This is a genomic window from Micromonospora sp. NPDC005298, from assembly GCF_040607375.1.
In the GTDB taxonomy this organism is placed as follows: domain Bacteria; phylum Actinomycetota; class Actinomycetes; order Mycobacteriales; family Micromonosporaceae; genus Micromonospora.
Genome location: NZ_JBEXGP010000001.1, coordinates 635,218 through 645,994 on the forward strand (window position 1 = coordinate 635,218; position 10,777 = coordinate 645,994).

The 10,777-nt window shown below is 72.2% G+C and carries 9 protein-coding genes; 7 read left to right on the forward strand and 2 right to left on the reverse strand.

Annotation, left to right across the window (positions count from 1 at the left end; translation table 11 throughout):
- Positions 1 to 104: 104 nt before the first annotated feature.
- The 6 genes from ABZS77_RS03110 (at position 105) to ABZS77_RS03135 (ending at position 7,225) form a co-directional block, all read left to right on the forward strand.
- Positions 105 to 677: a hypothetical protein gene (locus ABZS77_RS03110; RefSeq protein WP_354817148.1), complete on the forward strand. Its 573-nt coding sequence runs from the start codon at positions 105 to 107 to the stop codon at positions 675 to 677.
- Positions 678 to 1,028: 351 nt separating this feature from the next.
- Entirely contained in the window at positions 1,029 to 3,884 is a 2,856-nt protein-coding gene (gene topA / locus ABZS77_RS03115) for a type I DNA topoisomerase (RefSeq protein WP_354816238.1), read from the forward strand.
- Between the two features lie 80 nt (positions 3,885 to 3,964).
- Positions 3,965 to 5,191, forward strand: coding sequence for a CapA family protein (locus ABZS77_RS03120; protein WP_354816241.1), 1,227 nt, complete (start codon positions 3,965 to 3,967; stop codon positions 5,189 to 5,191).
- A gap of 101 nt (positions 5,192 to 5,292) precedes the next feature.
- Positions 5,293 to 5,925: a TetR/AcrR family transcriptional regulator gene (locus tag ABZS77_RS03125; protein WP_354816244.1), complete on the forward strand. Its 633-nt coding sequence runs from the start codon at positions 5,293 to 5,295 to the stop codon at positions 5,923 to 5,925.
- Positions 5,922 to 6,224 carry an antibiotic biosynthesis monooxygenase gene (locus tag ABZS77_RS03130; protein WP_354816247.1) on the forward strand — a complete coding sequence of 101 codons (303 nt, stop codon included), beginning with the start codon at positions 5,922 to 5,924 and terminating at the stop codon, positions 6,222 to 6,224. The genes ABZS77_RS03125 and ABZS77_RS03130 overlap by 4 nt, the downstream gene beginning before the upstream one ends.
- The gene (locus ABZS77_RS03135) at positions 6,224 to 7,225 is read left to right on the forward strand and encodes an NADPH:quinone reductase (RefSeq protein WP_354817151.1); all 1,002 of its coding nucleotides are present in this window, start codon (positions 6,224 to 6,226) and stop codon (positions 7,223 to 7,225) included. Before ABZS77_RS03130 ends, ABZS77_RS03135 begins: the two co-directional genes overlap by 1 nt.
- A gap of 156 nt (positions 7,226 to 7,381) precedes the next feature.
- Here ABZS77_RS03135 and ABZS77_RS03140 read toward each other — a convergent pair whose 3' ends face one another.
- Positions 7,382 to 8,698 (reverse strand): D-arabinono-1,4-lactone oxidase, encoded by a 1,317-nt coding sequence (locus ABZS77_RS03140; RefSeq protein ID WP_354816251.1) that lies wholly within the window; start codon positions 8,696 to 8,698, stop codon positions 7,382 to 7,384.
- A 226-nt stretch (positions 8,699 to 8,924) separates the two neighbouring features.
- On the opposite strand from ABZS77_RS03140, the gene ABZS77_RS03145 reads away from it, so the two are divergent.
- Positions 8,925 to 9,527, forward strand: coding sequence for a TetR/AcrR family transcriptional regulator (locus ABZS77_RS03145; RefSeq protein WP_354817154.1), 603 nt, complete (start codon positions 8,925 to 8,927; stop codon positions 9,525 to 9,527).
- Between the two features lie 20 nt (positions 9,528 to 9,547).
- Here the strand turns inward: ABZS77_RS03145 and ABZS77_RS03150 are convergent, their stop codons facing one another.
- Positions 9,548 to 10,756, reverse strand: coding sequence for an amino acid deaminase/aldolase (locus tag ABZS77_RS03150; RefSeq protein WP_354816254.1), 1,209 nt, complete (start codon positions 10,754 to 10,756; stop codon positions 9,548 to 9,550).
- Positions 10,757 to 10,777 lie beyond the last annotated feature (21 nt).

Genomic DNA, 10,777 nt, shown 5'->3' on the forward strand with positions numbered 1-10,777 from the left:
CGTTGTTCCCCGCGCCCGAGCCCGACGGGCCGGTACCCGCCCGGCGGCGCGGCGTCCCCGCCCACCCCGATCCACCTGCGAGGGCTGACGACGCCGGCCGGCAACTGGTCTTCTTCGGCGCCGACGCGGCCGAACCGTCGGTCGCCGATCTGGCCGGGCTGCTCGCCGGGCCGGGTGAAGTGGTACGGATGGGCGGCACCGCGCGCCTCTCGGTGCGGGTGGACGCCGCCTGGCGGGTGCACGTGCTCGTCGCCGAGTTGCGCCAGCGCGGGCTGGCGGCGAGCTGGGAGCCGACCGGGGACGAGCGACACGCCGTCCGTACGTCGTACACCCGGATTTTGAAACCGCTCGCGGCGGCGTGGCTGCACGGCCCGGCGAAACGCCCACCGGACACCTTCCATCTCACCGGCCGACGGTTGCGGCTGTGGCTCGCCGCCGCCGGGACGCCGGAGCCGCCCGGCGGGTTCCTGCTGCGGCTCGGGGAGGGCGACCAGGAGTGTTGGGAACCGGTGGGAGCGGCGCTCGCCGCGGCCGGGCTGGCCGGCACGTTCATCGGCTCTGACGAGGGCGGACCGGCGTACCGGATCACCGGTCGCCGCCGCCTGGCCCGGCTCGCGGAGCTGGTCGGCGGCCCGCCACCCGCGACGCCTGTCGATGCCTGGCCCGCGCGTCCCTGACCTCCGGGTCGGGCGACGACGGACGGGGACGTGGTGGTGTCCGGTGTAGGACAGTTCGGCGGGCCGATCCAGGCGGAAAACGGGCGGGTCGGACCTCGGCCGAGGGTCGTCCATCGTCACAGTGACCCGCTTCGGGGCCTACCCACGGTGTACGGTGGCGCCGTCCGGCAGTGCCGAGCGCGGCGGGGCGGGAGTTGACCGCCGCGCGGTGGTGGTTTGCCGCCCGCGAAACCCGAAACGCGGACGGCGCGTTACGTTGGACATCCGGACCGCCGGTGCGACGGCGGGGTCGAGAGCGGTCGCTGTCCGGTCGCCGGAGGGCCACGAGCAGGAGTGAGGTCGGGGAGAGACGTGCCAAACGAAGCTGGAACCACCCGTCTGGTCATCGTCGAGTCACCGGCGAAGGCCAAGACGATCTCGGGCTACCTCGGCCCGGGGTACGTCGTGGAGGCCAGCTTCGGTCACGTCCGCGACCTGCCGCGCAACGCCGCCGACGTGCCGGCGAAGTACAAGGGCGAGTCCTGGGCGCGCCTCGGCGTGGACGTGGACAACGGCTTCCACGCCCTCTACGTCGTCTCCGCCGACCGCAGGCAGCAGATCAGCAAGCTGGTGAAGCTGGCCAAGGAGGTCGACGAGATCTTCCTGGCGACGGATGAGGACCGCGAGGGCGAGGCGATCGCCTGGCACCTGGTGGAGACCCTCAAGCCCAAGGTGCCGGTCAAGCGGATGGTCTTCCACGAGATCACCAAGCCGGCGATCCAGGCGGCGGTGGCCAACCCCCGCGAGATCGACCGCGACCTGGTCGACGCCCAGGAGGCCCGGCGGATCCTCGACCGGCTCTACGGCTACGAGGTCTCCCCGGTGCTGTGGAAGAAGGTCATGCCGAGGCTCTCGGCGGGCCGGGTGCAGTCCGTGGCGACCCGGATCGTGGTCGAGCGGGAGCGGCAGCGGATGGCGTTCCGCACCGCCGAGTACTGGGACATCCTGGCCACCCTCGCCGTGGCGAACGCCGGCGAGGGCCCGCGCACCTTCAACGCCACCCTGATCGCGCTGAACGGCGACCGGATCGCCACCGGCAAGGACTTCGAGCCGACCACCGGCCGCGTCCGCGCCGGCGCCGGGGTCGTGCACCTCGACGAGAGCGGCGCCCGTGGGCTGGCGGCCCGCCTCGACGGGCGGCCGTTCACCGTCACCCGGGTCGAGGAGAAGCCCTACCGTCGCCGCCCGTACGCGCCGTTCATCACCTCGACCCTCCAGCAGGAGGCGGCCCGCAAGCTGCGCCTGTCCTCGCAGCAGACGATGCGCACCGCGCAGCGCCTGTACGAGAACGGCTACATCACCTACATGCGTACCGACTCGGTGAACCTGTCGGAGACCGCCATCTCGGCGGCCCGCCGGCAGATCGTCGAGCTGTACGGCGAGCGCAGTGTGCCGCCGGAGCCGCGCCGCTACACCGGCAAGGTGAAGAACGCGCAGGAGGCGCACGAGGCGATCCGCCCGGCGGGGGACAACTTCCGCACCCCGGGCGAGGTGGCCAAGGAGCTGTCCGCCGAGGAGTTCAAGCTCTACGAGCTGATCTGGCGGCGGACCATCGCCTCGCAGATGACCGACGCGGTCGGCTCCAGCGTCTCGGTGCGCATCCGGGCGGTCTCCACCTCCCAGGAGGAGGCCGACTTCGGCGCGACCGGCAAGACGATCACCGACCCGGGCTTCCTGCGCGCGTACGTCGAGTCCTCCGACGACGAGAACGCCGAGGCCGAGGACGCCGAGCGCCGGCTGCCGACCCTGGTCAAGGATCAGCCGCTGACCGCCGACGAGCTGGCGGCGCAGGGCCACCACACCCAGCCGCCGTCGCGCTACACCGAGGCGTCGCTGGTCAAGGCCCTGGAAGAGCTGGGCATCGGCCGCCCGTCGACGTACGCGTCGATCATGCAGACGATCCAGGACCGGGGGTACGTCACCAAGCGCGGCCAGGCGATGATCCCGACCTTCCTGGCCTTCGCGGTGATCGGGTTGATGGAGCGGCACTACCCCCGCCTCATCGACTACGACTTCACCGCCACCATGGAGAACGAGCTGGACGAGATCGCCGGCGGCGACCACGCCGCTGTCGACTTCCTCACCGCGTTCTACTTCGGCAGCTCCAACGGCGCCGGTGACCAGGACATCGCCCGCTCCGGCGGGTTGAAGAAGCTGGTCACCGAGAACCTCAGCGACATCGACGCCCGCAGCGTCAACTCCATCCCGCTCTTCACCGACGACGAGGGCCGCGAGGTCGTCGTCCGGGTCGGCCGGTACGGGCCGTACCTCCAGCGGGAACTGCCCGGCGGCGAGCAGCCGGCACCGGCTGCCGAGGGCGAGGAGGGCGGTTCCCAGGGCGACCGGGCGCCGATCCCCGAGGGCCTGGCCCCGGACGAGCTGACGCCGGAGAAGGTGCACGAGCTGTTCCTCGGTGGCGGCGGTGAGCGCAAGCTCGGCGACGACCCGGCCACCGGCGAGCCGATCGTGCTCAAGTCCGGACGGTTCGGCCCGTACGTGTCCAGCGGCGAGCGCAAGTCGTCGCTGCTGCGGACGCAGACACCGGACTCGCTGACCCTGGACGAGGCGCTCAAGCTGCTCAGCCTTCCCCGGCTGATCGGTGTCGCGCCGGACGGCGTCGAGGTGTTCGCCAACAACGGCCGCTACGGCCCGTACGTCAAGCAGGGTGAGGAGTTCCGTTCGCTGGACTCCGAGGACAAGATGTTCACCGTCACCCTGGACGAGGCGCTGGCCCTGCTGGCCGCCCCGAAGACCCGTGGCCGTCGGGCCGCCGCGCCGCCGCTGCGGGAGATGGGCGTCGACCCGGCGACCGAGAAGCCGCTGGTGATCAAGGATGGCCGGTTCGGTCCGTACGTCACCGACGGGGAGTTCAACGCGTCGCTGCGGCGCGGGCAGACCCCGGAGGCGCTGACCCTGGAGGAAGCCTCCGAGATGCTCGCCGAGAAGCGGGCCAAGGGTCCGGCGCCGCGCAAGAAGGCGGCAGCGAAGAAGGCCCCGGCGAAGAAGGCCCCGGCGAAGAAGGCCACGGCCGCCAAGAAGACGGCCGCCGCCAGCAAGTCGACGGCTGCGAAGAAGACCACCACCGCCAAGGCGACGGCGGCCAGGAAGGAGGCCCCGGCGAAGAAGGCGGCCCCGAAGAAGGCCACCGCCAGTCCTGCCGAGGAGTGACAGCCCAGCAAAACGCCCCTAATGGGTTAAATGTCCAATTAGGTGGCGAGGCTCTGGCGTCGACTGCCTAACGTGAGGGGATGTTCGCAGTCCCTGTCCCGCGCCGCCGCGTGCTCGTCGGTGCCGCGGCGGGTGCGGTGCTGCTCGCCGTGGCCGTGGTCGGCATCCGGACGATGGACGCGGACAACCCCTCGCCGGCCGGCGCCACCGCGTCGCACGCTTCCCCGCAGACCGCCGCCACCGGGTCGTCCATGGGGCCGACCCGGGATCCCGCCAAGCGGCGGACCGTGCGACTCGTCGCCGCGGGTGACGTTCTGATCCATCCGGCGGTGACCGACCAGGCACGCCGGGACGGTGCCCGTGCCGGCGGCATGGACTTCGCCCCGATGTTCGCCGGGGTCGCCCCGGCGGTCCGCGACGCCGACCTGGCGCTGTGCCACCTCGAGACGCCACTGGCCGAACCCGCCGGCCCGTTCGCCGGCTACCCGTCGTTCAACGCGCCCCCGCAGGTGCTCGACGGGCTGCGCGCCACCGGCTTCGACGGCTGCTCGACCGCCTCCAACCACACCCTCGACCAGGGCGCCGACGGGGTGGCCCGGACAATCCGCGCACTCGACGCCGCCGGGCTGGGGCACACCGGCAGCGCCCGCAGCGCCGCCGAAGCGGGCAGGCCCCGGATCTACCAGGTCGGCGACGTCCGCGTCGCCCACCTGGCGTACAGCCTGAACTTCAACGGGCTGAGCCGCCCCCCGGGCCAGCCGTGGCTGGCCAACCTGATCGATCCGCCCGAGATCCTCGCCGCCGCCCACAAGGCGCGCGCCGCCGGCGCCGACATCGTCGTACTCAGCCTGCACTGGGGTACGGAGTATCAGCACCTGCCGGACGCCGACCAGCGGGCCTGGGCCCAGCAGCTGATCTCTTCGCCCGACGTGGACCTCATCCTGGGCCATCACGCCCACGCGGTGCAGCCGTTCCAGCGCTTCGGCGACAAGTGGGTGGTCTTCGGCATGGGCAACGAACTGGCCCGGCACGAGGAGCCCATCAACGACAACCGCGAGGGTGTGATGGCCCGGGCGACCTTCACCGAGACCGCCCCGGGGCGCTGGACGGTGACCCGGATGGAGGCGCTGCCAACCTGGACCGACCTGAAGCCGGCCCTCCGGCTGGTCGACCTGACCGCAGCGCTTGCCGACCCGGGGACCCCGCCAGGTCTGCGGGGCGACTACCGGGCGGCGTACCAGCGGGTGCTCGGCCACGTCCGGGCCCTGGGTGCCGGTGCGGACCAGGTGGTGGCGTCGGGCGGCTGAGCGCCGCCGCCGGGGACGCGGTCGAGGTGGCAAGGGTGCTCTGCACCACACCCGAGGTCGCGCGCCTACACGTTGGATCGGTACCACCGTACCGTACTGCCATGCCGATTGGTCGAACGAGGCGCGCGGGCGGGAAGAAGCGGGATGCCGTTCTCGACGCGGTGATGGACGTGCTCGCATCGCGCGGATACGAGAACACGCGGTTCACGGACGTGTCGGCGGCCGGCGGCGTCGCGATCAGCACCCTCCAGACCTACTTCGGTTCGCGGGAGGACATGATCATCGAGGCCATGCGGGTGTTCACCGACCGGGAGGTCGACGCCCTGCGAGCGGTGTCGGCCGCCGAGGCCGATCCGTGGCGACGACTTGTCGCCCTGACCGACCGGAGCCTGCACAACTCGGAGAGCGCCAGGCGGGTTCTTGTCGAGTTCTGGCGGTCCGCGATGCGCGACGACGAACTACGCGACCACAGCGCCGAGGTGCTGACCCGGTACCGGGCGCCCTTCCTGGCAGCCGTGCGGGAGGGCGTCGAGCGGGGTGCGTTCACGCCTGCCCACGACGCCGACGCGGTGACCGACTTCCTGCTCGCGGCTCTGGCCGGTCTGATCGTCTCGCGCGTCCAGCACCACGCAACGCCGTCACCCGCACAATTCCGCGACGTCCTTCTCGCCCAGCTCGGGCTGATGCTGGGCGTCCGGGCCGCCGATCCCAGTACCCGAACGGACAGAGGATGATGACCACAGTCGAGATCACCCGCTTCCGCGTGGCCGCGGAGCGCGCCGATGCCCTGCTTGCCGCACGGCCGGCAATGCTTGCCGACTTCCAGGCCGACCGTGCCGGTTTCCTCGGCGCGCGACTGATCCGACTCGACGCCGGGGAGTGGCTGGACACTGTCTTCTGGGCCTCGCCCGAGGACTTCGCCGAGTCCCGCCGTCGGGGCGGGAACCGATCCGGCATCCAGGCGTTCTTCTCCCTGATCGACGAGGTGGTCAGCTCCGAGCAGGGCACCACCGCCGATCCGGTGGGTGCGTGATGCGCGCGGCCTGGTACGACCGGCAGGGTCCGGCCCGCGAGGTTCTCCAGGTCGGCGAGCTGCCCGATCCGTCGCCGGGCGACGGCGAGGTCCGGGTCCGGGTGTCGGTCTCCGGGATCCACGTCGGTGACCTGGGTAAACGGCAGGGCTGGTGGGGGTCGACCATGTCGTTCCCCCGGGTCGTGCCGCACGGCGACGGTGCCGGGGTGATCGACGCGGTCGGTCCGGGTGTCGATCCGGCCCGGGTCGGTGAGCGGGTCTGGGTGTACCTCGCCCAGTCGTACCGCCCGTTCGGCACGGCGGCCGAGTACACGGTGGTGCCGGCCGGGCACGCCGTGCCGCTGCCCGACGAGGTGCCGTACGAGCAGGCGGCCGGACTCGGCATCCCGGGGATCACCGCCCACCGGGCGATCTTCGCCGACGGGCCGGTGACCGGCCAACGCGTCCTCGTCACCGGAGCCCTCGGCGCGGTGGGACGGGCCGCGTTGGCGGTGGCCCGCCGGGGCGGAGCCACGGTGATCGCGACGGTCCGCAGGCCGGAGCAGGTCGAGTCGGCGTTGGCGGCGGGCGCGCACCACGCGGTGGACTCGGCCGGTGACGACCTGGCCGCCCGGATCCTCGACGTCACCGGCGGTGAGCCGGTCGACCGGGTGGCCGAACTGGCCTTCGACGCCAACATCGCGACCAACCTGGAGGTCCTCAGGTACGGCGGCGTGGTCGCCGCGTACGCGACCGGGGAGGCCGAGCCGCGTATCCCGTTCTGGCCCCTCGGCTTCAAGAACGTCACGGTCCGGTTCCTCAGCAACGACGACTTCCCGGAGCCGGCGAACCAGGCCGCCGCGGCCGACCTGACGGCCGCGCTCGTCGCCGGCGACCTGCGCTATCCCATCACCGCCCGACTGCCCCTGGCGGAGATCGCGCAGGCACACGAACTGGTCGAGCGGGCTTCGGCCGGAGGCCGGGTCGTGCTGGACGTCGACGGATCGACCGGCGGGTCATGATCTGGGCGGCGGGTTTCCGGACGGCGGTGATCAGTCCCGGCAGCACCCGACCACATCGACCCGTTGCTGGACAGCGGCGACGGCGTGCACCTCGACGACGAGGTCGCTGAGGCCGTGGCCGCCGCCGTCGACCTGGCCGACCTCGCGCGCTAGCCGTCAGGCCCCGAGGACGTGGGTCAGGTGCGGGCTGGCGAACACCCGGTCGGGGTCCAGCCGGTCACGCATGGCCTGGAAGTCGGCGAAGCGGGGGTACGCGGCGGCCAGCGAGGCCGCGTCGCGGTAGTGCAGTTTGCCCCAGTGCGGGCGACCACCCAGCCCGGCGGCCACCTCCTCGAAGGCCCGGAAGTACGGCTCGTACGGCATCCCGACGTACTGGTGCACGGCGATGTACGCGTTGTCCCGGCCGTAGCCGTGCGACAGCCAGATGTCGTCGGCGGCGGTGAAGCGCACCTCGACCGGGAAGAGCACCTTGAACGGCAGCCCCTCCACGATCCGTCGGAGCGCGGCGAGCGCCTCGGGCAGCGCCTCGCGGGGCAGCCCGTACTCCATCTCGACGAAGCGGACCCGGCGCGGGGTGCAGAAGACCCGGTCGGAGCGGCCGGTGTAGAGGCGTTCGCTGAGCGCGCGGGCGGACACGGCGCTGATCCTCGGGGCCAACGCCGGCACGGCCCGCCCGAGGCGGCAGGCGCCGGCGAAGACGGTGTTGGACAGGAAGTCGTCGTCCAGCCAGCCGCGCCAGCGGGGCAGCGGCTGGTCGTCGGTGGGTACCCGGTCGTTGGCCTTGACCTGGACGCGGGACGTGTACGGGAACCAGTAGAACTCGACGTGGTCGTGCCTGCCGATGAGCGCGGGCAGCTCGTCGAGCACGTCGGTCAGGGCGGCGGGGCGTTCGTGGGCGCGCAGCACGAAGGCGTCCACGCAGCGCAGGGTGACCTCGGTCAGGACGCCGAGCGCGCCGAGGGACACCCGGGCGGCGGCGAGGACGTCGGGGTGTTCGTCCGCCGAGCAGCGCAGCACCTCGCCGGTGCCGGTGACCAGGGTGACCGCCTCGACGAAGGTGGACAGGCAGCCGTAGCCGGCGCCGGTGCCGTGGGTGCCGGTGGAGATCGCCCCGGCCACGGTCTGCGCGTCGATGTCACCGAGGTTGGGCAGCGCGAGTTGGTGCCGGGCGAGCAGGCTGTTGAGCGTGTGCAGGGTCATTCCGGCCGGTACGGTCACCAGTCGGCGTTCGACGTCGACGCTGATGGTGGTGGCCAACTCGGCGAGGTCCATCCGCCGGTCGTCGGCCAGCGCGACGGCGGTGAACGAGTGTCCGCTGCCGGCCACCCGGATCCGGTGACCTGTCGACGCCGCATCCCGGACGGCTTCGATGACGTCGTCCGGCGAGGCGGGGCGCAGGATGGCGGTGGCGCTGCCACGCTGGTTGCCGGCCCAGTTGGACCAATGGGCGGTGAGCGGTGCGGTGCCGGCCATGCGCGCTCCTCATTCATGAATATGAACTGACTTCATATCAGGAACGTTGTACCTGGTAAATACCGCAATCGAGCCCCGCTCGTTGTACCGGTAGTCACGGACTCGTGACGTGTAGATATGTTCATCCGTCGAAGGGGGGTGGCGCCGAGTGTCCACACCAGCCGCCACGACCGGGCCGCTGCGCCGCGTACCGGTGCAGGGTCGAAGTGTCGCGCGGGTACAGCGCATGTTGGATGCCTGCGCCGAACTCGTCGACGAGGTGGGGTACGAGGGACTGACCACCACCCTGCTCGCCGAGCGTGCCGAGGTGGCGATCGGGTCGGTCTACCAGTTCTTTCCGGACAAGCGGGCGATCGTGCAGGCGTTGACCCTGCGCACCATGGAGTCCTACCTCCAGCGGCTCGACGAGCGGTTCGCCTCCGACGAGATGACCCACTGGTGGGACGGCGTCGACGCGGGCATCGACGAGTACATCACGATGCACCGCACCGTTCCCGGCTTCCGTACCCTGCACTTCGGCGACGTGGTCGACCTGCACCTGCTCGACGAGCAACGAGACAACAACGGCGTGATCGCCGACCAGTTGGCCCGGGTGCTCATCGAGCGTTTCGGCCTCACCGACGTACCGAAGCTGCGCTTCGTACTGGAGATCGCGGTGGAGGCGGCGGACGCCCTGATCAAGCTCGCCTTCCGCCGCAAGTCCAACGGCGACGAGCGGGTGCTGCTCGAGGCGAAGGCGCTGATCCGGGAGTACCTGCACCGTCAGGTCGACGGCCGGGACAGCAACCGGGCCGCCGACGAGCCGGCCGAGGCGGCGCAACCCGCCTGAGCGGCGCCGGGGTGGCGCCCTCAGAGGAAGGCCCGCCCCTCGCCCCGGTAGGTGGGCACGGTCGCCACGACCGCGTCCCCCTCGATCAGGTGCAGCTCGTTGACGCGTTCGCACAGCTCGCCGGCCTTGGCGTGCCGGAACCACACCCGGTCACCGATGTTCAGGGTGGCCGCCGCCGGACCGGCCAGCGGGGTCTGCACCTCGCCGGCGCCCTCGGTGCCGACGAGCTTCAGGCCGGCCGGCAGCCACGGCCGGGGCAGCCGGCTGTCGGCGGCTGGCCCGGAGGCGATCCAACCGCCGCCGAGCACCGTCGCCAGCTCCGGCGTCGGCCGGCGGACCACCGCGCAGGCGAAGAACGCCGCCGGGGTGGGCCGCCAGGCGCGGTAGGCGTCGAACAGCGTCGGCCCGTACAGGCCCGATCCCGCGGTGACCTCGGTGACCGCGGGATCGGCGCTGGTCGCGGCCACGCTGCCGGTGCCGCCGCCGTTGACGAACTCCAGGTCGGCGTGCTCGCGTACCGCTGCCACCGCCGCTCCCCGGCGGGCCAGCAACTCGCGGTACGACCCGCGCTGGGCCAGCCTGATCGCGCCCGCCAGCAGCGTCTGCCCGGGCGGCGCGTCACCCAGGCCGGCGATCTGCGCCTCGTACGACATGAGCCCGACCAGCCGGAAGCCGGGCCGGTCGGCGACGGTGGCGGCGAGCGCGCCGGCCGCCCGGGCGCTGTGCACCGGTGAGCGGCGTACGCCGACGTGCACCCGGCCGCGCAGCGGTCGCCAGGACGCGTCCAGGTCCAGGCAGAGCCGCAGCTCGGCGCGCTGCCCGGGGGGCGTGACGGCATCGATGAGGTCGAGTTGCCCGGTGCCGTCGATCATCAGGGTGATCGTGGCGGCCAGTGTCGGGTCGGCTGCCAGCTCGGCCAGCGCCGTCCGGTCCGCGCTCGGGTACGCGACGAGCACGTCGTCGCTCACGCCGGCGCGGACCAGCCAGATCGCCTCGGGCAGGGTGAACGCCATCACGCCCCGCCAGCCGCGCCGCGCGAGGGCCCGGCTGATCAACTCTCGGCTGCGGACCGACTTGCTGGCGAGGCGGACCGGCTTCCCCGCGGCGCGCTCGGCCAGCGCGGCCGAGTTGCCGTCGAAGGCGGTGAGGTCGACCACGGCGTACGGCGGGTCGAGGTGGGTGGTCGCCCGGTCCAGGCGCTCGCGAAGTTTGTCGCTTTCGATGGCCACGTGTGCACGCTAACTGTCCGA

What these genes read in the sequence shown, in the direction of transcription:
- ABZS77_RS03120 (WP_354816241.1), top strand. Translation starts at nt 3,965, where the DNA reads ATGTTCGCAGTCCCTGTCCCGCGCCGCCGCGTGCTCGTCGGTGCCGCG.
- ABZS77_RS03140 (WP_354816251.1), bottom strand. Translation starts at nt 8,698, where the DNA reads ATGGCCGGCACCGCACCGCTCACCGCCCATTGGTCCAACTGGGCCGGC.
- ABZS77_RS03145 (WP_354817154.1), top strand. Translation starts at nt 8,925, where the DNA reads ATGTTGGATGCCTGCGCCGAACTCGTCGACGAGGTGGGGTACGAGGGA.
- ABZS77_RS03135 (WP_354817151.1), top strand. Translation starts at nt 6,224, where the DNA reads ATGCGCGCGGCCTGGTACGACCGGCAGGGTCCGGCCCGCGAGGTTCTC.
- ABZS77_RS03130 (WP_354816247.1), top strand. Translation starts at nt 5,922, where the DNA reads ATGATGACCACAGTCGAGATCACCCGCTTCCGCGTGGCCGCGGAGCGC.
- ABZS77_RS03125 (WP_354816244.1), top strand. Translation starts at nt 5,293, where the DNA reads ATGCCGATTGGTCGAACGAGGCGCGCGGGCGGGAAGAAGCGGGATGCC.